Origin of the sequence: Humibacillus xanthopallidus, assembly GCF_006716675.1 — a bacterium.
Classification (GTDB): Bacteria; Actinomycetota; Actinomycetes; order Actinomycetales; family Dermatophilaceae; genus Humibacillus; species Humibacillus xanthopallidus_B.
On sequence record NZ_VFPM01000003.1, the window covers coordinates 530006 to 551378 of the forward strand.

General features: G+C 71.9%; 19 protein-coding genes. 9 read left to right on the top strand and 10 right to left on the bottom strand.

Features of this window, described 5'->3' with window-relative positions; genetic code table 11:
- Positions 1-61: 61 nt before the first annotated feature.
- Both fabI and fabG read right to left on the bottom strand, forming a co-directional pair.
- Positions 62-823 carry an enoyl-ACP reductase FabI gene (gene fabI / locus FBY41_RS17550; protein ID WP_141845556.1) on the bottom strand — a complete coding sequence of 254 codons (762 nt, stop codon included), beginning with the start codon at positions 821-823 and terminating at the stop codon, positions 62-64.
- Between the two features lie 80 nt (positions 824-903).
- Positions 904-1635, bottom strand: coding sequence for a beta-ketoacyl-ACP reductase (gene fabG / locus FBY41_RS17555; protein ID WP_185749140.1), 732 nt, complete (start codon positions 1633-1635; stop codon positions 904-906).
- 116 nt (positions 1636-1751) lie between these two features.
- On the opposite strand from fabG, the gene FBY41_RS17560 reads away from it, so the two are divergent.
- Together FBY41_RS17560 and FBY41_RS17565 are read left to right on the top strand one after the other, a co-directional pair.
- Positions 1752-2045, top strand: a complete 294-nt coding sequence (locus FBY41_RS17560) for a DUF3099 domain-containing protein (protein ID WP_141845557.1) — start codon at positions 1752-1754, stop codon at positions 2043-2045.
- Complete coding sequence (locus tag FBY41_RS17565) at positions 2042-2275, top strand: hypothetical protein (protein WP_141845558.1); 234 nt, start codon at positions 2042-2044, stop codon at positions 2273-2275. Before FBY41_RS17560 ends, FBY41_RS17565 begins: the two co-directional genes overlap by 4 nt.
- Before the next feature lie 81 nt (positions 2276-2356).
- On the opposite strand, the gene FBY41_RS17570 is transcribed toward FBY41_RS17565, so the two are convergent.
- Together FBY41_RS17570 and moaA are read right to left on the bottom strand one after the other, a co-directional pair.
- The gene (locus FBY41_RS17570; protein ID WP_141845559.1) at positions 2357-4201 is read right to left on the bottom strand and encodes a VWA domain-containing protein; all 1845 of its coding nucleotides are present in this window, start codon (positions 4199-4201) and stop codon (positions 2357-2359) included.
- Between the two features lie 258 nt (positions 4202-4459).
- On the bottom strand, positions 4460-5506 hold the full coding sequence (moaA, locus tag FBY41_RS17575) for a GTP 3',8-cyclase MoaA (RefSeq protein ID WP_141845560.1): 1047 nt from the start codon (positions 5504-5506) through the stop codon (positions 4460-4462).
- 33 nt (positions 5507-5539) lie between these two features.
- Between moaA and FBY41_RS17580 the strand changes: the two genes are divergently transcribed.
- The gene (locus FBY41_RS17580) at positions 5540-6397 is read left to right on the top strand and encodes an SURF1 family cytochrome oxidase biogenesis protein (protein WP_141845561.1); all 858 of its coding nucleotides are present in this window, start codon (positions 5540-5542) and stop codon (positions 6395-6397) included.
- A 31-nt stretch (positions 6398-6428) separates the two neighbouring features.
- On the opposite strand, the gene FBY41_RS17585 is transcribed toward FBY41_RS17580, so the two are convergent.
- The 5 genes from FBY41_RS17585 to FBY41_RS17605 form a co-directional block, all read right to left on the bottom strand.
- On the bottom strand, positions 6429-8330 hold the full coding sequence (locus FBY41_RS17585; protein WP_141845562.1) for an ABC transporter ATP-binding protein: 1902 nt from the start codon (positions 8328-8330) through the stop codon (positions 6429-6431).
- An 80-nt stretch (positions 8331-8410) separates the two neighbouring features.
- Positions 8411-9205, bottom strand: coding sequence for an enoyl-CoA hydratase/isomerase family protein (locus tag FBY41_RS17590; protein WP_141845563.1), 795 nt, complete (start codon positions 9203-9205; stop codon positions 8411-8413).
- A gap of 81 nt (positions 9206-9286) precedes the next feature.
- A complete protein-coding gene (locus FBY41_RS17595) occupies positions 9287-9484 on the bottom strand; it encodes a hypothetical protein (RefSeq protein WP_141845564.1) in 198 nt (65 codons plus the stop codon).
- Positions 9485-9610: 126 nt separating this feature from the next.
- Positions 9611-11209, bottom strand: coding sequence for an ABC-F family ATP-binding cassette domain-containing protein (locus tag FBY41_RS17600; protein ID WP_141845565.1), 1599 nt, complete (start codon positions 11207-11209; stop codon positions 9611-9613).
- A 153-nt stretch (positions 11210-11362) separates the two neighbouring features.
- Positions 11363-12472 (bottom strand): DNA polymerase III subunit beta family protein, encoded by a 1110-nt coding sequence (locus FBY41_RS17605; protein WP_141845566.1) that lies wholly within the window; start codon positions 12470-12472, stop codon positions 11363-11365.
- Between the two features lie 81 nt (positions 12473-12553).
- On the opposite strand from FBY41_RS17605, the gene FBY41_RS17610 reads away from it, so the two are divergent.
- The 6 genes from FBY41_RS17610 (at position 12554) to FBY41_RS17635 (ending at position 20679) form a co-directional block, all read left to right on the top strand.
- The gene (locus FBY41_RS17610; RefSeq protein ID WP_141845567.1) at positions 12554-15247 is read left to right on the top strand and encodes an MGH1-like glycoside hydrolase domain-containing protein; all 2694 of its coding nucleotides are present in this window, start codon (positions 12554-12556) and stop codon (positions 15245-15247) included.
- A gap of 120 nt (positions 15248-15367) precedes the next feature.
- Positions 15368-16486, top strand: coding sequence for a lipid II:glycine glycyltransferase FemX (locus tag FBY41_RS17615; protein ID WP_141845568.1), 1119 nt, complete (start codon positions 15368-15370; stop codon positions 16484-16486).
- A gap of 15 nt (positions 16487-16501) precedes the next feature.
- Positions 16502-17509 carry an alanine racemase gene (locus tag FBY41_RS17620; protein ID WP_260439874.1) on the top strand — a complete coding sequence of 336 codons (1008 nt, stop codon included), beginning with the start codon at positions 16502-16504 and terminating at the stop codon, positions 17507-17509.
- Positions 17510-17707: 198 nt separating this feature from the next.
- The gene (locus FBY41_RS17625) at positions 17708-19009 is read left to right on the top strand and encodes a wax ester/triacylglycerol synthase domain-containing protein (protein ID WP_185749141.1); all 1302 of its coding nucleotides are present in this window, start codon (positions 17708-17710) and stop codon (positions 19007-19009) included.
- Positions 19010-19182: 173 nt separating this feature from the next.
- Positions 19183-20139: a KPN_02809 family neutral zinc metallopeptidase gene (ypfJ, locus tag FBY41_RS17630; RefSeq protein WP_141845571.1), complete on the top strand. Its 957-nt coding sequence runs from the start codon at positions 19183-19185 to the stop codon at positions 20137-20139.
- 102 nt (positions 20140-20241) lie between these two features.
- The gene (locus FBY41_RS17635; RefSeq protein WP_185749142.1) at positions 20242-20679 is read left to right on the top strand and encodes a DUF5684 domain-containing protein; all 438 of its coding nucleotides are present in this window, start codon (positions 20242-20244) and stop codon (positions 20677-20679) included.
- Positions 20680-20750: 71 nt separating this feature from the next.
- Here the strand turns inward: FBY41_RS17635 and FBY41_RS17640 are convergent, their stop codons facing one another.
- Positions 20751-21362 carry an acVLRF1 family peptidyl-tRNA hydrolase gene (locus FBY41_RS17640; protein WP_141845572.1) on the bottom strand — a complete coding sequence of 204 codons (612 nt, stop codon included), beginning with the start codon at positions 21360-21362 and terminating at the stop codon, positions 20751-20753.
- Positions 21363-21373: the final 11 nt, after the last annotated feature.

A 21373-nucleotide genomic window follows, 5' to 3' on the forward strand; every position in this document is an offset into this window, starting at 1 on the left:
GCAGGACTCTAGCGAGCCGCAGGCGTGCCCGCTGCGCCGCGCCCACGCCGCACCGGCAGGGTCACTGACCCATCGCGTGGACGCCGCCGTCGACGTGCACGATCTCGCCCGTCGTGGCCGGGAACCAGTCGGACAGCAGGGCCGCACAGGCCTTCGCGGCCGGCACCGGGTCGTTGACGTCCCAGCCGAGCGGGGCTCGGTCGTCCCAGATCTGCTCGAACTGCTCGAACCCCGGGATCGACTTCGCCGCGGTCGTGCGGATCGGACCCGCCGCCACGAGGTTGCACCGCACGTCCTTCGGCCCGAGGTCGCGGGCGAGGTAGCGGTTCGTCGACTCGAAGGCGGCCTTGGCGACACCCATCCAGTCATAGACGGGCCAGGCGAACTTCGCGTCGAAGGTGAGACCGACGACGCTGCCGCCCTCGGGCATGAGGGGCAGGCACGCGACGGCGAGCGACTTGAGGCTGTAGGCCGAGATGTGCACCGCTGTCGACACGTCCTCCCACGTGCCCTCGAGGAAGTTGAAGGCGCCCTGCGGCGCGAAGCCGATCGAGTGGAGCACGCCGTCGAGGCCGTCGACGTGCTCGCGGAGCCGGTCGGCGAGCGTGTCGAGGTGCTCCTGGTCGGAGACGTCGAGCTCGATGACGACAGGCGTCTCGGGCAGCCGCTTGGCGATGGTCTGCGTGATCTTCATCGTCCGGCCGAACGAGGTGAGCACGACGGTCGCACCCTCCTGCTGCGCGATCTTCGCGACGTGGAAAGCGATCGAGCTGTCCATGAGGACGCCGGTGATGAGGAGCTTCTTGCCTTCGAGGATTCCCATGCCTGCGACTTTCTCGTGTGGTGAGGAGGCTTGCTGCACAACGGGCTTCACGGCATACGGGCGTATGCCGCGGGTGGGGGTCAGTGCCCCATGCCGAGCCCGCCGTCGACGGGGATCACGGCGCCGGTGATGTAGGCAGCATCGTCGCTCGCGACGAAGCGCACGACGGAGGCGACCTCCTCCGGCGTGGCGAAGCGGCCCGCGGGGATGTTGGCGAGGTAGGCCTTCTTCTGGTCGTCGGGCAGCACCGCTGTCATCTCGGTGTCGATGAAGCCGGGCGCGACGACGTTGGCGGTGATGCCGCGGCCGCCGAGCTCTCGGGAGATCGACCGGGCGAGGCCGACGAGGCCCGCCTTGGACGCGGCGTAGTTGGTCTGGCCGGGCGAGCCGTAGAGGCCGACGACGCTGCTGATGAGCACGATGCGGCCGCGACGCTTGCGGATCATGCCCGTCGCCGCGCGGCGGGCACAGCGGAAGGAGCCGGCGAGGTTCGTGTCGATGACGCTGTCAAACTCCTCATCGGTCATGCGCATGAGGAGGGTGTCCTTCGTGATGCCGGCGTTGGCGACGAGCACCTCGACCGGACCGCCGAAGACCTGCTCGGCCTCCGTGAAGGCCGCGTCGACCGACGCGGAGTCGGTGACCTCGCAGCGCACCGCGGTCAACCCCTCCGGCGGCTCCCCCGACCGCTGGGTGATGATGACGTTGTCGCCGCCGGCGACGAACGCCCGGGCGATGGCCAGTCCGATTCCGCGGTTGCCTCCCGTGACGAGCACGTTGCGGGGGGTCTTCTCCTGCGCCTCTGCGGTCACTGCGCTCCTCCTCGGCCGGGCCTGCCGGCGGTCGATGCCTGACCCGCAACCTAACGGACTACCGAAGGGTAGACAGCCTCGTGGCCGACCACCGGGCATCGAACTATCGTAGAGAGGTGGCAAGACCCCAGAACGAGCCCGTGGTGCACAGCGTCACGTCGGCGGCCAGCTCCTCCACCGACGACCAGGACCAGCGCGTCAAGCGCTACCTGACGATGATGGGCATCCGCGTGCTCTGCTTCGGCCTCGTCTTCGTCACGACGGGATGGCTGCGCTGGGCTGCGGTCGCCGGTGCGGTGCTCATCCCCTACTTCGCCGTCATCGTCGCGAATGCGGTCCGGCCGCGGCAGGCCGGGTCGATCCAGGCCGTCACGCCGCCGATCGACCGCACCCCCCGCCTCGGACGGTGACCGGACCCGACGTCGCACCTGACGGCGAGCACGTCTGCAGCGCCAAGGGGTGCCGGCAGGCCGCCGCGCACGCCGTCATCTGGCGCAACCCCAAGCTGCACACTCCGGAGCGGCGCAAGGTATGGCTGGCCTGCGACGAGCACCGCCAGTCGCTGGCCGACTTCCTCGCACTGCGTGGCTTCCTCATCGAGGTCGTCGGCGTCGCGGACCTGACCGACGCCGACGGGTGAGCTGCGCGCCGGGCGTGGGCCTCGGCGTCCGCGAGCCTGTCGCGGCACCCTCGAGCCGGCGCCGCGACCGGCACGCACTCCTCAGCCGGTGAGGGCTGCGAGGAAGACCTTGTCGAGGTCCTCGGGCTGCCGGGCGACATAGGCCTCGCCGCGGGTCACGTCGGAGAACTTGCGCAAGGTCGCCGCGTCGGCCGCGCCGCCGAGAGCGATGCTGAGGATCCTGACGGGGCGGTCACCGCCGCCGAGCGACCTCAGCCTGGTGAGCACCTGCTCGAGGCTGGCACTGCCGGGGTCCTCGTTCTTGCCGTCGCTGATGAGGATGATCGTGTTGTCCCCCGCGCGCCACCCGCGCTGCGCGGCGTCGGCGGCAGCGATGACGGTGTCGTAGAGCCCGGTTGCGCCATCGGCGCGCAGGCCCGAGACCGACTTCTGCAGCGCCTGCATGGCGGGCGTCCCCCCGATCGTCCGCGAGGGTGGACCGAGGTCGAGGACCGACGTGTAGTCGGCCCGGTTGTCCTTGCGCGAGAAGGTCCACAGCCCGACGTTCGTGCGATCCGAGAAGAGCGGCAGCGACGCCGAGATGGCCTGCTTGGCGAGGTCGAGGCGGGTCGCGTTGCCGGCGGCGGCGACTCGCTCGTTCATCGACCCCGAGGTGTCGAGCACCACCATGACGGAGCCCTGCCGGTCGACGGCCGTCCACCCCTGCAGTGCCCGCGCGAGCTTCCACGAGCTCGGCCCGGCCGGGGTGTAGCGCGGCTCGGACGCCACGGCGCCGTCGCTGATGTCCGACTCGGTCTCGAGCCGCGGCGTGCGCCACCCCGCTGCCGCGAACTGACCGCTGGCCTGACCGGACACGATGAAGACCGCGAACCGGTCGAGGGCGGCCTGCTGCTGCGGAGTCACCCAGCCGGCGCGGACCGTGATGAGCGGGACCTCGTTGGGATAGATCCCGTCGGTCGGGTAGAGGGCGACGAGCGGAACGCGCGGTGACGACGCGTTGAAGGTCCGCACGGCATGCTCCGTCGTGGGCATCAGGGAGGCGGATCGAAGCACCTCGGGGAGCGGCTTCGACGAGTCGCGCAGGGGCGCGAAGACCTTCTCCGCGTCGGCGTGGAGGGTGGCGAGGGAGCTCTGGGTCCGGAGCAGGCTCCGGCGGGTGGCATCGGCGGTGTCGGCCTCGGGCACGACACCGTCGGTGAGGCTCACCATCGCGCTGAGGCTGGCGGCGTCGGTGAGCGGATCCTGCCAGCTGATCCGAGCCCGCCCCCAGTCGGCGTGCCCGTGCGCCGCCCAACCCGCGGGGTTGCGTCCGAGCTCGAGCAGCTGCGCCCAGCTCGGCTGGGTGGCGGGCCACCCGAGGGCCTCGGCCATCGGCCGCGGGGCCGCGACCACGACCGGACTGACGGCGACGACCGGGAACGACGGCGAGAGCGCCTTGGCCAGCTCCGGGCGCCGAGACAGGACCTCGCTCCAGATGCTCGCGTCAGGCATCCACGCGGTCGGTGCGTTGGCCCCGCCGCCCGCCTCGAGCGCGGTGCGCAGCGTGTCGCCGAACGCCTCCGGCTCGGTGGCCACGACCTTCGTCGTCGTGCACCGCCCGTCGACGAGCGACTCGGTGCCCCGGTCGAAGTCGGCAGCGGCCTTGGTGAGCACGGGCGCGAGCGAGGGGGATGCGGCGATCGTCAGCGGCACGCGCGTCGGGCCGCACGCCAGCGCGGCGTCCGCGCTCTCGTCGTCGGGCCGGAGCAGGGCGAACGCGCCGAGACCGAGGACGAGGGCGGCGACCACACCGAGGATGACCAGCCGGACGGAGCGTCGCGGCCCGCGCCCGGGGGCTCGGTGGCGCCCGCCGCCTCGGCGCTCAGGGGTCGAACCCGCAGCGGAGCCGGCGAGCTTCTCGGTCAGGCTTCGCTCATAGGGGCCCATGGGGCGGGATGGATGGTCTGGCTCTTGCTCCACGGCGGCCTCCGGGCGACGCAGTTGCCGTACGGCTGACGGGTCCACGCGGTCCCCGTCCCGAGCGCGGCAGCCAGCCAATTGCGGGCATCGTACACAAGCACGCGATGAGCCGTGGGCGTCGCCCGAGGACTGCCGCCTACGGGCGGGAGCTGCTCCGGTGCCCGCTCGACACGTCGGAGCGCAGGTCCGACCCCCCTCCCGTATGCCGCGTCGACGCGGAGCCGGTCAGCCCCCGATGGCCGACATCGGCCGGTCGGGCTGCACGAAGTCGGGTGCGTCGATGCCGTGGCCGCGGCGCTTGCGCCACATCTCGCCCCGCATGAGCCCGAGCAGCTCGTCATCGGTGGCGCCGTCGCGCATCGGGCCGCGCAGGTCGGTCTCGGTCGTCGAGAACAGGCAGTTGCGCACCTGGCCATCGGCCGTGAGTCGAGTGCGGTCGCAGGCGGCGCAGAAGGGTTGGCTGACGCTGGCGATGATGCCCACCGTGGCCGGACCGCCGTCTACGAGGAAGCGCTCGGCCGGCGCGCTGCCGCGGTCGGCGGCCGGCAGCGGGGTGAGGGTGAAGCGCTCCGAGAGCCGCTCGCGGATCTCGGCGGCGCTGACCATGTCGCTGCGCTCCCAGGCGTGCTGGGCGTCGAGCGGCATCTGCTCGATGAACCGCAGCTCGTAGCCGCGATCGAGACACCAGGCGAGCACGTCGGCGACGTCGGCGTCGTTGACGCCGCGCATCGCGACCGCGTTGACCTTGACCGGCGTGAGGCCGGCGTCGGCGGCTGCCTTGAGGCCCGCCTCGACGTCGGAGAGCCGGTCGCGACGCGTGAGCCGGGTGAAGGTCTCGGAGTCGATGGTGTCGAGGCTGACGTTGACGCGGTCGAGGCCGGCGGCGGCAAGGGGGCGCGCCAGCCGGTCGAGCCCGACGCCGTTGGTCGTCATGGCGATCTTCGGACGCGGGCGCAGCGCAGAGATGGCCGCGACGACGTCGACGAGCGACCGGCGCAGCAGCGGCTCGCCCCCGGTGAGGCGGACCTGGGTGATGCCGTCACGAACGAAGAGGCCGACGATGCGGACGAGCTCGTCGTCGGTCAGCATGTCGGGCTTGGGCATCCACGGCAGGCCCTCTGCCGGCATGCAGTACGTGCAGCGCAGGTTGCAGCGGTCGGTGACCGACACGCGCAGGTCGCGGGCCACCCGCCCGAACTGGTCGGCCAGCCCCGTCAGGCCCTCAGGACGCGGCGCGGCCGACCGGAAGGTCGGGTCGGGGAGGCGGGTCATGGGTTCCACTGTAGGCCGGGGTACCGTCAAAGCGTGCTTCGACTCTGGCTGACGCGGCGGTGGCTGCTGGGGACCCTCATCGGCATCCTCTTCGCCGTCGCGTGCTTCTACCTCGGACTGTGGCAGTGGCACCGCCACGTCGAGCAGCGCACCAAGGTCGAGGCCATCGGAGCCAACTACGACGCCGTGCCCGTGCCGCTCACCCGCCTCGAGCCGCTGCGTCCGCTGACGCCGGAGCAGCAGTGGACCCGCGTCACGCTGACGGGCACGTATGCCGCCGGGCAGGACCTCCTCGTGCGCAACCGCACGCTCGACCAGACCGTCGGCTTCGAGGTGCTGACCCCCTTCACCACGGACGGGCGCACCATCCTCGTCGACCGCGGCTGGGTGGCCAACGCCCAGAACGCCGAGACGGCCCCGCCGGTCGACCCACCCCCGTCCGGGCAGGTGGCCCTGACGGGCTGGCTGCGCACGGGCGAGCCGCAGCTCGGGCGCGACCTGCCACCCCCGCAGCTCGCGAGCATCAGCATCGCGGACGCCCGGGCCTTGCGACCGGAGCTCGCCGCCGACGACGTCTACGTCGTGCTGGGTGCGCAGCAGCCGCCCGTCCTCGCCGGGGAGCACCCGGTGCTGCCGCTCCCCCGTCCGGAGGAGGATCTCGGCCCGCACCAGGCCTATGCCTACCAGTGGTGGCTCTTCATGCCCGGAGCGCTCGTCTTCGTCGTCCTCGCGATGCGTCGCGAGCTCGCGGCCGGCGAGGCGGGCGACGGCCCGGCGGGGGGCGACGGCTGGGACGCGGACGGCGCCGGGGACCCGGACGGCCGACGGGCCGCCGCGCGACGACCCGTCAAGGCCAAGAAGGTGCGCATCTGGGACGAGGAGGACGCCTGACGTCCGGCCGCGTGACCCGCGGGCGCCGTGCTCAGACGGGGTCGAGCGCTCCCGAGCCGGCCAGCTGGTCGGCGCGGCCCTCGTCGAACTGGGTCGCGTGCAGGAGGGCGTAGAGCCCACCTGCCGCGAGCAGCTCGGCGTGCCGCCCGGTCTGCACGACGCGGCCGTGGTCGAGCACGACGATGAGGTCGGCCTGGCGGATCGTCGAGAGCCGGTGGGCGATGACGATGGAGGTGCGGCCCTCGAGGGCCGCATCGAGGGCGCGCTGCACCGCGACCTCGGACTCGGAGTCGAGGTGGGCCGTCGCCTCGTCGAGGACGACGACGTCGGGCGCCTTGAGGAGGAGCCGCGCGATGGCGAGGCGCTGCTTCTCGCCGCCCGAGAGCCGGTGACCGCGGTCGCCGACGACGGTGTCGAGGCCCTCGGGAAGCTCATCGACGAGGGCGCTGATCTGCGCGGCCGTCAGGGCGGCGCGGATCTGCTCGTCGGTGGCGTCAGGGCGGGCATAGAGCAGGTTGGCCCGGATCGTGTCGTGGAAGAGGTGGGCCTCCTGGGTGACGACCCCGACCCGGTCGCGCAGCGAGGTCATCGTCGTGTCGCGCAGGTCGACTTCGCCGATGCGCACCGCCCCGGACGTGGGGTCGTAGAGGCGTGCCACGAGCGAGGTGAGCGTCGTCTTGCCGGCGCCGGAGGGCCCGACGAGGGCGACGAGCGCACCGGCAGGCACCGAGACGGTGATGTCCTGGAGCACGACCCCGCTACCGCGCCGGTCGCCCGAGGCGACGGACTCCAGCGAGGCGAGCGACACCTCGTCGGCCGAGGGGTAGCGGAACCCGACGTGGTCGAGCTCGACCCCCAGCGGACCGGCGGGGAGGTCCACGGCGCCGGGCTTCTCGGTGACGAGCGGCTCGAGGTCGAGCACCTCGAAGACGCGCTCGAACGAGATGAGGGCCGTCATGACGTCGACGCGGACGTTGGACAGCGACGTCAACGGCCCGTAGAGCCTGGCGAGCAGCGCGGCGAGCGCGAGCAGGGTGCCGACCGAGAGGCTGCCGTTCACCGCCATGACGCCACCGAAGCCGTAGACCATGGCGGTGGCCAGAGCGGCGACGAGACTCAGCGCTGCGATGAAGATCGTGCGGTTGAAGGCGATCTGCACCCCGATGTCACGCACCCGGCCGGCGCGCTCGGCATACTCCTGCTCCTCGCGGGCCGGGGAGCCGAAGAGCTTGACGAGGAGCGCACCCGCGACGTTGAAGCGCTCCGTCATCCGCGTGCCCATGTCGGCGTTGAGCGTCATCTGACGGTGGGCGAGCTCGGCGAGTCGCTTGCCCATGAGCTTGGCCGGGATGAGGAAGAGGGGGACGAGCATCAGCGACCCCAGGGTCAGCTGCCACGAGAGGGCGAGCATCGCCGCGATGACGAGGGCTACGGAGACGATGTTGGACACGACGTTGGACAGCACCGAGGTGAAGGCTTGCTGGGCACCGACGACGTCGTTGTTGAGGCGCGACACGAGCGACCCGGTCTGGGCCCGGGTGAAGAAGGCGATGGGCTGGCGCAGGACGTGCGCAAAGACCTGCGTGCGCAGGTCGTTGATGAGCCCCTCACCGATGCGCGAGGAGTACCACCGGGAGACGACGGTCAGCACGGCGTCGAGCACGGCGATGACCGCCACGAGCAGCGACAGCCGGATGACGACGGAGGAGTCCTTGGGGATGACACCGTCGTCGACGAGGCTCTTGAGCAGGAGGGGCACCGTGACCACGAGCACCGAGTCGAGCACCACGACGGCGAGGAAGGCGATGATCGCCCGACGGTAGGGGCCGGCATACGCCAGCACACGTCGCCGCGTGCCCGGCGCGAGACGGCGCTCGGCGACGGACGAGTCGCGTGACATCGACCGCATCGCCATCCACGGCTGCATGCCCATCGGGTGACCTCCTGTCCTCCCCCGATCCAACCGCGCGGTGGTGACAGCGATTCCCCCGGGGTCGCGTCGCGCTCCCGCCGTCAGCCGGCGGCGCCGCCCATCAGGGCACGCAGCAGCCCGCTCTGGGCGGAGCGCTCGGCCGCCAGCTGGGTGTCACGGTCGGCGGTCACGGCCGACCGGAGCAGCGCCTTGAGCGCCCGCACGGCGGGCTCGGGCGCCGAGAGCACGTGCTGGACGAGCGAGAAGGTCGCCTCGTCGAGGTCTGCCGCGGGAGCGATCGCGTTGACGAGACCCATCGCGTGGGCCTCGGGGGCACTGACACGGCGGCCCGTCGCGCAGATCTCGAGGGCGCGCGAGTAGCCGACGAGGTGCACGAGCGGCCCGGTGCCGCCGAGGTCGGGCACGAGCCCGAGGCTCGTCTCACGCATCGCGAACCACGCGTCGAGCGAGGCCACCCGCAGGTCGGCGGCCAGGGCGAGCTGGAAGCCCGCGCCGATGGCATAGCCGTGGACCTGGGCGACGACGAGTGCCGGGCACTCCCCCCACGCCGTGAAACCTTCCTGGTATGCCGCGATGGCCCGGTCCATGGCCTCGGGGCCGTGCGTCGCGACGAGCTCCGCCATGTTCTCCTCGCCCTCGATGCCGGCGGGCGTGAACATCGCGGTGTCGATGCCGGCGGAGAAGGCCTCGCCCGCACCGCGGATGACGACGACCCGGACCTCCTCGGGGACGCTGCGGGCCTGCTCGGCCAGCGCACGCCAGAGCGAGGGCGTCTGCGCGTTGCGCTTGTCTGGCCTGTCGAGCGTGACGACGCGGACCGGACCGTCGGTCTCGACGCGCAGGTGCGGGTGGGGGTGGGTGGCGTCAGTCATCATGGCAGGCAGGCTACCTGCGGGGCTCGGCCCGCCGCGGGAGCCGCGGGAGCCTCCGGCGCCTCGGGGCGCCGGTGGCCGAGCTCACGCAGCGGCCGCGGCGACCCGCACGGGCGGCACGACCCGCAGCACGCCCCAGCCGGTCACCGAGGCCGGCTGGACCAGCTCGACCCGGAAGACGCGGGCACAGTCCAGGCACGACCACGCGGAGGTGGGGTCGGGGAAGGGTGTCACGTCGTCACCCGCGCAGAACGGGCAGGTGAGGTGGTGGTCGCTGGGCATGACAGTCAGTGTGCCGAGCGGGTCCCCCAAATACAATAAGCATCCATTATGTGATCCAAACTGTTTGATTATGCTTGCGGCGACGCCTGCATCACACCGCGTCCCCGACCGACAGGCGCCGGGGCGTCAGGCCAGCGAGATGAGGTCCATGTAGTCCGGACCCCAGAGGTCCTCGACCCCGTCGGGCAGGAGCAGGATGCGCTCGGGCTCCAGCGCGTCGACGGCGCCCTCGTCGTGGGTGACGAGCACGACCGCGCCCTCGTAGGTCGACAGGGCGCCGAGGATCTCGGCCCGGGACGCCGGGTCGAGGTTGTTGGTCGGCTCGTCGAGGAGCAGCACGTTGGCGGCCGAGACGACGAGCAGCGCGAGCGAGAGCCGGGTCTTCTCGCCGCCGGAGAGCACGCCCGCAGGCTTGTGCACGTCGTCGCCGGAGAAGAGGAAGGAGCCGAGCACCTTGCGCACCTCGGTCTCGCCGAGCTCAGGAGCCGCCGACTTCATGTTCTCGAGCACCGTGCGGCCGACGTCGAGGTTCTCGTGCTCCTGGGCGTAGTAGCCGAGGCGCAGCCCGTGGCCGGGCTCGACCTCGCCGGTGTCAGGGGCGTCGACCCCGGCGAGCATCCGCAGCAGGGTCGTCTTGCCGGCGCCGTTGAGACCCAGCACGACCACCTTCGACCCGCGGTCGATGGCGAGGTCGACGTCGGTGAAGACCTCGAGCGACCCGTAGGAGCGTGACAGCCCGGACGCCCGCAGCGGCGTCTTGCCGCAGGCCGCGGGCTTGGGGAAGCGGAGCTTGGCCACCTTGTCGGTCTGCCGCTCCCCCTCGACCCCGGCGAGCAGCCGCTCGGCCCGCTTGGCCATGTTCTGGGCTGCCGTCGCCTTCGTCGCCTTGGCGCGCATCTTGTCCGCCTGCGCCATGAGCGCACCGGCCTTCTTCGTCGCGTTGGCCAGCTCGCGCCTGCGGCGCTTCTCGTCGGTCTCGCGGGCCTGGAGGTAGGTCTTCCAGTTGACGTTGTAGACGTCGAGCGCCGAGCGGTTCGCGTCGAGGTGGTAGACCTTGTTGACGACCGCATCGAGCATCTCGGCGTCGTGGCTGATGATGATGAGCCCGCCCTTGTAGGCGCGGAGGTACTCCCTCAGCCAGACGATCGAGTCGGCGTCGAGGTGGTTGGTCGGCTCGTCGAGGAGCAGGGTCTCGTTGCCGGAGAAGAGGATCCGCGAGAGCTCCACCCGGCGGCGCTGACCACCGGAGAGGGTGCCGAGGGGCTGGCCGAGGATGCGCTCCTCGAGGTTGAGCGCGCTCGCGATCGCTGCGGCCTCCGACTCGGCCGCATAGCCACCCTGGGCCTCGAACTCCAGCTCGAGCCGGGTGTACCTGCGCATCGCCTTCTCGCGCACGGCCTCGTCGTCGCTGCCCATGCGGGCCTCGGTCTCGGCGCGCTGGCGCACGATCTCGTCGAGCCCTCGTGCGGAGAGGATGCGGTCACGGGCGAGCATCTCGAGGTCGCCGGTGCGGGGGTCCTGCGGCAGGTAGCCGACGGCGCCGGTGCGGGTGACCGTGCCCGCAGCGGGCATGGCCTCGCCGGCGAGGACCTTGGTCAGGGTCGTCTTGCCGGCTCCGTTGCGCCCGACGAGCCCGATGCGGTCGCCGGCATCGATGCGGAAGCTGGCGTCCTCGACGAGCAGGCGCGCCCCAGCGCGCAGCTCGATCCCGGTGGCGACGATCACGGCAGTTCCTCTCTGGTGCCGCACTACGTCAGCGGCCGAATGACCCCTCCATTCTGCCAGCGCCCGAGGGGTGCTCTCGACGCGTTATCCGCCCTCCCGCTCACTCGGACGCACCAGGTCCAGGTGATCGCAGCACCCACGTCGGCGGCGGCATCACCTCGAGCCGGGTGCGGCGACCGGCATGAGCACCGAGAAGCCGGCGCCGTCGCCGCGGATCGCGAGCGGCCGGTGGGGCCCGTCGAGCACCAGGGTGGGCCGAGGCCCTGCCACGGCGAGCGCCTCGTGGAGGAACTCCGGGTCGACGTAGAGGTCGGCCACGGCATCGCCGCCCGACCCGTCCGCGACGAGGAGGCCGACAGCGTCGTCGCCGACGACGAGGCCGACCGACTCCTGCTCGACCGGCAGGAGGGCCTGCAGGCCGTCGGCGTCGACGGGGGGCCGCTGCGGGTCGATGGCGACGATGCTCCGGTAGTCGGGGAAGCTGCCCGGGAGCACCGGTGTGGCGACCAGCTGACCGTCGACGACGACACCGACGCCGTCCTCGCTCACCTCGACGACCACCTCGTCGTCCGGGCCGACGGCGCGGCAGGCGTCCGCGACCCGGTCGGCCCATCCGGCGGGCACGACGGCGCCCACGGGCACCGACGCCGCGGGAGCACCGACGAGGGGCGCCCACCCGACCGCGAGACGGTAGCGATCGGTCGCGATGCATCGGAGCTCGGCGCCGCAGAGCTCGATGAGCATGCCCGTCAGCACCGTGAGGTCCGCACCGCCCGGCGCGCCCGCGGTCGGCTCCCCCGGCGCCACGGCGAACCGGACCGAGCCGATCGCAGCGGCGAGCTCGCCCGCTCGCACCCTGTTCCGGTCGCCCACGCCGTCGCCCCGGCCGCGCTCGGCCAGCAGCGCCAGGGTGCGACGGATCTCCGCCCGCGCGTCGACGAGCCCGTCGACGAGTCGCTGCTCGTGGGCGACGACGACGTCACCGGCCGCCCCGGACGCACCCCGCTCGTCCTCGTCGAGCACGAGCGCGACTTCGGCGAGCGGCATACCGACCCGGCGGAGCGACGCGAGCAGGCGTGCGGGGCGGACCTGCGCGGCGGCATACCTCCGGTAGCCCGTCACGGCGTCGACGGACGCCGGCACGAGCACACCCTCGCGGTCGTAGAAGCGCAGTGCGCTCGCGCGAAGTCCGCTGCGACGGGCGAGCTCGCCGATCGTCAGGAGTCGGTCGGGGTCGGCATGCGGTGCGGAGGTGGTTGGCATGACGAGAACACTGGGCCTTGCACCGGGTCGAAGGTCAAGACCCGTAACCGTGGCGACACACGGATGCACGACGATGTGCGCATGAACAGCCCCCTGCCCCCCGGTGAACCGCTGGGTGCCGAGCACGCCCGGCTCAACGAGTCTGCAGGTGCCGACGCCCCGTGGCGCCTCTGGGGGCCCTACCTCTCCGGCCGTCAGTGGGGCACCGTGCGCGAGGACTACTCGGCGGAGGGCAACGCGTGGTCGGAGTTCCCGTTCGACCACGCGGTGTCGCGGGCCTACCGCTGGGGCGAGGACGGGCTGGGCGGCATCAGCGACCGCTTCGGCTTCCTCAACGTCGCCGTCGCGCTGTGGAACGGCAAGGACCCGATCCTCAAGGAGCGCCTCTTCGGCCTCACCAACGAGGAGGGCAACCACGGTGAGGACGCCAAGGAGTACTGGTGGGCGGTCGACGGCACGCCCACGCACTCGTGGATGCAGTGGCTCTACCGCTACCCGCAGCAGGAGTTCCCGTACGAGCAGCTGCGCCGCGAGAACCGCGAGCGCACCCGTGACGAGCGGGAGTTCGAGCTCGGCGACACGGGGATCCTCGACAACCACGAGTTCTTCGACGTCATGATGACCTACGCCAAGGCCGGCCCCGACGACGTCTGCATCCGCATCACCGCGACGAACCACGGCCCCGAGGCCGCGCCGCTGCACGTCCTGCCCACCATCTGGCTGCGCAACACGTGGTCCTGGGGCCTCGACGACCGCGTCACCGAGCTGCACGAGATCCGGCGCAACGGCCGCCCGCCGCGCGGCTTCCGCGCGGCGGAGGTCTCGCACGGCTTCCTCGGGCACTACGTCATCGCCGCCGCGGGCTCCCCGACGGCGCTCTTCTGCGACAACGAGACCAACGCCAAGCACCTCTTCGGCGAGCAGGCCCTCGCCAACCAGTCGCTCTATCCCAAGGACGCCATCAACCAACGGGTCGTGCACGGCCGCGCCAAGGCGGTCAACCCCGCGGGCTACGGCAGCAAGTGCGCCTTCTGGTACCGCTTCGACTCGATCGCACCCGGCGAGACCGTCACCGTCGACCTGCGGCTCGCGACGACCGACCCGAGCCTCGAGTGGTTCGGCGAGCAGTTCGATGCGGTCATGGACAGCCGCCTGGCCGAGGCCGACGAGTTCTACGGTCACGTCATCCACCCCTCGCTGAGCGAGGGCGACCGGCACGTCGCGCGTCGGGCGTATGCCGGCCTGCTCTGGGGCAAGCAGCTCTACCGCTACGACGTGGCCCGGTGGATGGAGGGCGACCCCGCCGCCCCACCGCCGCCCGCCTCGCGCCAGAGGGGCCGCAACGAGCACTGGAAGCACCTCGCCCTCGCCGACGTCATCTCGATGCCCGACGAGTGGGAGTACCCGTGGTTCGCTGCGTGGGACCTCGCCTTCCACACGATCCCGCTCGCGCACGTCGACGCGGCGTTCGCCAAGGAGCAGCTCGTCCTCATGTGCCGCGAGTGGGCGATGCACCCCAACGGCCAGCTGCCGGCCTACGAGTGGGAGTTCGGCGACGTCAACCCGCCGGTGCACGCCTGGGCGGCCTGGCACGTCTACCGCATCGACGGCTACCGCGACCGCGAGTTCCTCACCCGCGTCTTCGCCAAGCTGCTCCTCAACTTCGCCTGGTGGGTCAACCGCAAGGACGCCAACGGCTCCAACCTCTTCGAGGGCGGCTTCCTCGGCATGGACAACATCGGGCTGTTCAACCGCTCCGCTCCCCTGCCGCCCGGCTTCCGGCTCGAGCAGAGCGACGCGACGAGCTGGATGGCGTTCTACTGCCAGCAGATGCTGAAGATCGCCCTCGAGCTCGCCCGCACCGACAAGGCGTGGGACGACGTCGCGACGAAGTTCCTCGAGCACTTCCTCTCGATCGCGCAGGCGATGCGCCACTTCGGCTCGAGCGACAAGAGCCTCTGGCACGAGGAGGACGGCTTCTACTACGACGTCCTCGTGCAGCCCGACGGCACCGCGCCGCACATGCGGGTGCGCTCGATGGTCGGCCTGCTGCCCATCCTCGGCGCGACGGAGGTGCCGCCGTGGGTCGTCGACGAGTGCCCGGACGTGACGCGCAACTTCCGGTGGCTGCAGGAGCGCCGGCCCGACCTCGTCAAGCCGATGCTCGGCCGCGACGACGGCAAGATGCTGCTCACCCTCGTGCCGCCCAAGCGGCTGCGGCGCATCCTCGAGCGGATGTTCGACACCGACGAGTTCCTCTCCCCCTTCGGCATCCGCTCGCTGTCGGCGGCCACGCGCGAGGCCGTGACGGCGACGGTGGGCGGCCGGACCGTCTCGATCGAGTACGAGCCCGGTGAGTCGCGCACCGGCATGTTCGGCGGCAACTCCAACTGGCGCGGGCCCGTGTGGTTCCCCGTCAACGTGCTGCTCGCCGACAAGCTGCGCACCTACGGGCGCTACTTCGGCGACTCCTTCACCATCGAGCTGCCGACCGGGTCGGGCAACTGGGGCACCCTCGAGGACGCCGCCGACCTCATCGACGGCGGCCTGACAGCGCTCTTCCGACCCGTCGACGGCCGGCGCCCGTCCGACGGCAAGCGCATCGAGTCGTCCCCGGACCCGCTGTGGAGCCAGCACCCCACCTTCTCCGAGTACTTCGACGGTGACACCGGCGAGGGCCTCGGAGCGACGCACCAGACGGGCTGGACCGCTCTCGTCTCCCACCTGCTCAACCCGCGGCTGCCGCCCGACCCCCGCACGATGGGCTGGGGCTGAGGCACGCGGCATACCGCAGCGGGTCGTGGGGCCGCGGCGCCGCGTGCGACGCCTGCGGTATGCCGCCCGGCCGGGTGAGGTGTCCGACGGCGCGGTCGCGCTCGGGTAGCGTGAGCGACCGTGAACGCCCCCATCACGGTCCGTGACATCTCCGCGGAGGAGCACCGCGCCTGGCTGCGCACACAGCCGGCGGCGAGCTTCCTGCAGACCCCCGCGTGGGGCGAGGTGAAGCGCGACTGGCGGCACGAGTCGGTCGGGTGGTTCGAGGGCCAGCAGATGGTCGGCGCCGCGCTCGTGCTGCACCGGTCGCTGCCGCGCGTCAAGCGGTCGCTCGCCTACGTGCCCGAGGGGCCGTGCATCGACTGGGACTCCCCGCGGCTCGTCGAGCTGCTCCGCGCGCTGCGCGACCACCTCAGGGGCAAGGGCGCCTTCGCGCTGCGGATCGGGCCACCGGTGGCGACGCACCGCTGGGGTGCCACCGCCATCAAGGAGGCCATCGCGAGCGACATCGTGCGGCGCTACGACGAGGCACCGCCGACGAGCACCGACGCCGTCGGGGTCACCGTCGTCGACACGCTGCGGCGGCTGGGCTTCCGGCACCTGTCAGCTGACGACGGCTTCACGGCCGGGCAGCCGGAGTACGTCTTCCAGGTGCCGCTCGAGGGGCGCACCGAGGCCGACCTCCTCGCCGGCATGAACCAGCTGTGGCGGCGCAACATCAAGAAGACCGAGCGCAACGGCGTCCAGGTGCGGGTCGGCGACGCGAGCGACATCGCGGCCTTCCACCGCGTCTACGTCGAGACCGCCGAGCGCGACCGCTTCACCCCGCGCGGCCGCGAGTACTTCGAGCACATGTACGCCGTGATGTCGGCCGAGGACCCCGAGCGGATCCGCGTCTACCTCGCCGAGCACGAGGGCGACGTCCTCGCGGCCACGATCTGGATCCGCGTCGGCGAGCACGCCTGGTACTCCTACGGTGCGTCGACGGCGGCCAAGCGGGAGCTGCAGGCCTCGACGGCGATCCAGTGGCGGATGATGCGCGACTCCCTTGCGGCCGGGGCGACCGTCTACGACCTGCGCGGCATCACGAACACCGTCGCCGCCGACAACCCGCACATCGGCCTCATCCGCTTCAAGGTCGGCACCGGTGGTGAGGCCGTGCGTCTCGCAGGCGAGTGGGACCTCCCGCTGAATCGCTTGCTCTACAAGGCTTTCGACCTCTACATGAAGCGGCGGTGAGCTCCCGTGTCGTTCGTGCTGCACGTTGACGGTGCGCGCTGGCGAGCCGGCCTCGACCGGTTCGTCACCGCGCACCCCGGTGTCGTGCCGGTCATCAAGGGCAACGGCTACGGCTTCGGCCGCGACCTGCTCTGCGCCGAGGCCTCGCGGCTGGGCGTGCCGATGATCGCCGTGGGCACGTATGCCGAGCTGCCCACCGCCTTGGCCGCCTTCGGGCACGACGTGCTCGTCATGGAGCCCTTCCGCGCGGCGGTGCACGGCGGTGTGCCCGACCTCGCGAACCGCCGGGTTGTGCACACCGTGACGGCGGCGGACGACCTCGGGGCGCTGCGGGGGGTGGAGCCGGACGCCCGGGTCGTCGTCGAGGGGCTCACGTCGATGAACCGCTTCGGCGCTCCGGTGGACGAGGTCGGGGCGCTCGCGGCCGACGCCGGCGCCGAGGGCGTGACGCTCCACCTGCCGCTCGGCACGGGACACGTCGAGGAGATCAGCCGCTTCATCTCTGCCGTGCCCGGGATCCGGCGCTGGTTCGTCTCGCACGTGTCAGCGGCCGAGCTCGCGACCCTCGCCGGACGGCATACGGACCTCGAGCTGCTGCCGCGCATCGGCACGGCGCTCTGGTACGCCGACCCGGCCTCCTACGAGGTGCGCGCCCACGTGCTCGACGTGCGGCCGGTCGTCAAGGGAGACCACGCCGGCTACCGCCAGCGGTCGCTGCCGAGCGGCCACCTCGTCGTCGTCAGCGGCGGCACGTCGCACGGCGTGGCGATGGAGAGCCCGTCGTCGGCTGCGACCGCGCGCACGCGGGCCATCGCCGTCGCCGAGGGCGTGCTCGAGGCGGCCCACCGGGTGCGGTCGCCGTTCACCGTGTCGGGCACGATGCCGCGCTTCGCCGAGCCGCCGCACATGCAGTGCAGCCTGCTCGTGCTGCCTGACGGCGTCGCTCCGCCACGGGTCGGCGACGAGGTGACGGTGCGGATGCGCCTCACGACGACCACGCCGGACGCCGTCGTCGTCTCCTGACCTCGCCAGCGGGCGGGCGGGCGGCACGTCGGACCCCCGAAGTCCGCGGCGCCGAGCCTCGCGTGCGGGCTCACCCGAGGCCGCAGAGGCTTTGTGGGTCCGAGCTGCGGTTGGCCCTCATGGGCCGCAGGTCCTGCACCGCTCCGTATCCTGAGAGGGAGCGAGAGGTCGGTGACCGCGCCGATGACCATCGAACGTGTGAGCGCCAGCGACGCGACGACGCTGGCGACCGATCGGGGACCAGCCCCCATGAACATCGGCGTCGTCCTGCGTGTCGAGGCCGGTGCCGTGCTGTCCTTCGACGAGGTGCGCGGGCTCGTCGCCTCACGGGTGACGCTCGTGCCACGCCTGCGCCAGCGCCTGGAGCGCACTCCGCCGGGCTGCGGACGTGCCCTCTGGGTGGACGCGGCCGACTTCGACGTCGGCGACCACCTCGAGCAGACCGTGCTCGAGAACGGCGCTGGCACCGCCGAGCTGCTCACTGCCACAGCCACTTTCGTCTGCACCCCGCTCCCCCGCGACCGGCCGCTCTGGGCCGCCCGCTGGGTCACCGGCCTCGACGGCGGGTCGGCCGCGCTGGTCCTCAGCGCCCACCACTGCCTCGCTGACGGCATCGGTGGGCTCGCCGTCCTCGCCGCACTCTCCGACGAGGGGTCCTCCGGCGCACCCCCGGCCGGGCCGTTCCCGACCGCGGCACCGCGCACGGGCGACGTAGCTCTGGACGCCTGGCAGGGCCGCCTGCGTGCGCTTCGGCGTATGCCGTCACGGCTGGCCGACACGGCCGCCGGGATCCGCGAGCTGGCCGGGACACCGCGTCGCCCGCGGCTCGCCGAGCGCACCTCGCTCAACCGGCCGACCGGCCCGCTTCGTCGGCTGACCGTCGTCTCCACGACCCTGCCCGAGCTCGTCGCGGCCGCCCACTCGCGTGGCTGCACCGTCAACGACCTCGTCCTCAGCAGCGTCGCTGCAGCGGTCGGCGGCCTCCTGCGCGCCCGGGGGGAGCAGGTGAGCGATCTCGTCGTCTCGGTGCCCGTGTCGGCGCGGAGCTCGGCCTCCCCTGACGGCCTCGGCAACCACAACGGCGTCATGGCGCTCGCACTGCCGCTCGTCGTCGACCGCGACGAGCGCCTGCGGCGGATCGTCGCGCTCACCTCCGACCGCAAGGCGCCGCAGCGCGGCACGTCGTCGGGTCCGCTCGGACTGGCCTTCAGGGCGTTGGCCCGGGTGGGCGCCTTCCAGCTCTTCATCGACCACCAGCGGCTGGTCCACACCTTCGTGACGAACGTTCGGGGACCCCGCCTGCCGTGGCACGTCGGCGGCCACGAGGTCACCACGGTCGTCCCGGTCGCGGTCACCCCCGGCAACGTCGGGGTCAGCTTCGACGTGCTGTCGTATGCCGGCCGGCTGGCCGTCACCGTCGTCGCCGATCCGGCGGTGGTGCCCGACCAGGACGTCCTCACCGCAGCCCTCGCCGACGAGCTGGCCCGCGTCAGCCGCTGACGCCCGGTCGGCTGACCGAGCCGGCGCAGGCCGGGCCGGACAGTGCGGCGCACGGAGGGACGGCCCCGCGGGTACGACACCCTCATGGCAGCATTCGGCGACCCGCACTCGCACACTATGGTGATCTCGACCGGACCCGGGAGGCCTATGGTCCCCAGCACGAGGAGCACCCGATGACCTTCAACGACAACGCGCAGCTCGACACGTCGCAGGTCGAGTCCGGCGGCGGCAGCCGTGGTGGCGGCGGTGGTGGCTTCCCCGGCGGCATCCAGGTCGGCGGCGGCATCGGTGGCCTCATCCTGCTCATCCTCACGCTGATCTTCGGCGGCAACGTGCTGGGCGGAGGCAGCGACTCGAGCGGCTCCGGCTCCGCTGGTGGTTCCTCCCAGCAGCTCCAGACCGACCAGGTGACGGCGGCCGGTCAGGTGCCGGACTCGGCGTTCGCCGCCTGCAAGTCGGGCGCCGACGCGAACACGAACGACGTGTGCCTCATCGTCGGCACGGTCAACAGCGTGCAGGACTACTGGACCAAGCAGCTGCCGAAGTACCAGATGAACTACGAGCCGGCCAAGACGGTGATCTACCAGGGCCAGACGCGGTCGGGCTGCGGCACGGCCAACTCGCAGGTCGGCCCCTTCTACTGCCCGCTCGACAGCAAGGTCTACGTCGACGCGAGCTTCTTCCAGGAGCTCCAGAGCAAGTTCGGCGCCGACGGCGGCCAGCTGGCCAAGGAGTACGTCATCGCCCACGAGTACGGCCACCACATCCAGAACCTCCTCGGCATCCTGAACCGCGCCCAGCAGGACCCCCAGGGCCCGAACTCCGGCGCCGTGCGGGTCGAGCTCATGGCCGACTGCCTCGCGGGCACCTGGGTCAACCACGCCACCGAGACGACGGACGCCTCGGGCAAGCCGCTGCTCCAGCCGATCACGGAGGACGACATCACGTCGGCCCTCTCCGCAGCCTCCGCCGTCGGCGACGACCGCATCCAGGAGAAGATGCAGGGACGCGTCACACCCGAGAACTGGACTCACGGCTCGGCCGAGGCCCGGATGAAGTGGTTCACGCAGGGCTACCGCACGGGAGACATCAACCAGTGCAACACCTTCGGAGTCGAAACCGTGTCGTGACCTGACACGACCGGCGTTGCGCCCCAGGGGGGCATCGAAGTCCCTAATGTTCTCCCGCTGGCCCCGACACGAGTGGGCCCTCGACAACTGGAGACTCTTCTGATGGCCTCGCTGTCCACTGTCGCGACCCTCGTCGCCGACACCACCACGACCTCTGCCCAGACCGGTCCGGCGCTCGTCGGTGGCCTTCTCGGCTACGTCATCGGCGCCATCGCGCTGATGGGCGTGTTCCGCAAGGCGGGCGAGCCCGCCTGGGCCGCCTGGGTGCCGTTCTACAACGCCTACGTCCTCACGCGCATCGCCGGGTACAACCCGTGGATGTTCCTGCTGTTCCTCATCCCGATCGTGAACTTCATCTTCTCGATCATGGTCGCCCTGGGCCTCGGCCGCGCCTTCGGCAAGGGCGGTGCCTTCAGCTTCTTCCTGCTGTGGATGTTCGCGATCATCGGCTACTTCGTCGTGGGCTACGGCAGCGCTCAGTTCGTCGGCCGCGGCGGCGCCCGGGCCGGCAACGACGGCCGGCGCGAGGCGCTCGTCTGACCCCGTCCTGCTGACCGGCAACGGCCTCTCCCGCGCGATCCTGCGCGGGAGAGGCCGTTGCCGTCAGTGGGTCAGGACGTTTCGGTGAGGGCGACGCGGACGGCACGTCCGCGCCGCAGTGCGGTCTCGAGCACGTCGCGCTTCGGGTCGGGCAGGTCGTAGAGCTCACGCGTCGGTAGCCCTCGCAAGGCTCGGAGGGCGGAGGCCTCGAGCACCTCGCGCACCAGCGCGCGGTCTCCCCCGACGACGAGACCGCGAGGGATGCCGTCCGCTCCCTCGCGGGGTGACTCGTCGTCGCCGAGGAGGATGCGTCGCGCGTGGCCAACGACGGCGTCGACCAGCGCATCGGCCTGGTTGCCCCGTCGACGCGCGAAGCGCTGCTGCGACCAGCCACCGGCGGCGGTGCGCGACTGCACGTGACGGCTGCCGACCTTGGACGAGGCGAACGTGCCCCGCGACGCCAGCCCGACGGCATACCCACCGCGTCTGACGAGGACGACGCCGAGCGGCTCATGCGCGAACGGCGTTGCCACCACAGTGGATCCGTCAGCAGCGCGCGCAGACACGACGACGCCACCGGGATTGAACTCCTCGGTGGCGTCGGCGGGGCCGTGCCGCTCGGCGAAGCCGGCGAGCCAACGGTCGAGCCGCTCGGGATCGACCTCGATGACGCGCGTCGTCACGAGCGCGGGTG

Bases quoted from the DNA above. Each gene is read 5' to 3' on its own strand.
- FBY41_RS17570 (WP_141845559.1), bottom strand. From the start codon at position 4,201: ATGGGCCCCTATGAGCGAAGCCTGACCGAGAAGCTCGCCGGCTCCGCT.
- FBY41_RS17635 (WP_185749142.1), top strand. From the start codon at position 20,242: ATGGCCTCGCTGTCCACTGTCGCGACCCTCGTCGCCGACACCACCACG.
- ypfJ (WP_141845571.1), top strand. From the start codon at position 19,183: ATGACCTTCAACGACAACGCGCAGCTCGACACGTCGCAGGTCGAGTCC.
- FBY41_RS17605 (WP_141845566.1), bottom strand. From the start codon at position 12,472: ATGCCAACCACCTCCGCACCGCATGCCGACCCCGACCGACTCCTGACG.
- FBY41_RS17610 (WP_141845567.1), top strand. From the start codon at position 12,554: ATGAACAGCCCCCTGCCCCCCGGTGAACCGCTGGGTGCCGAGCACGCC.
- FBY41_RS17585 (WP_141845562.1), bottom strand. From the start codon at position 8,330: ATGGGCATGCAGCCGTGGATGGCGATGCGGTCGATGTCACGCGACTCG.
- FBY41_RS17590 (WP_141845563.1), bottom strand. From the start codon at position 9,205: ATGATGACTGACGCCACCCACCCCCACCCGCACCTGCGCGTCGAGACC.
- moaA (WP_141845560.1), bottom strand. From the start codon at position 5,506: ATGACCCGCCTCCCCGACCCGACCTTCCGGTCGGCCGCGCCGCGTCCT.
- FBY41_RS17595 (WP_141845564.1), bottom strand. From the start codon at position 9,484: ATGCCCAGCGACCACCACCTCACCTGCCCGTTCTGCGCGGGTGACGAC.
- fabI (WP_141845556.1), bottom strand. From the start codon at position 823: ATGGGAATCCTCGAAGGCAAGAAGCTCCTCATCACCGGCGTCCTCATG.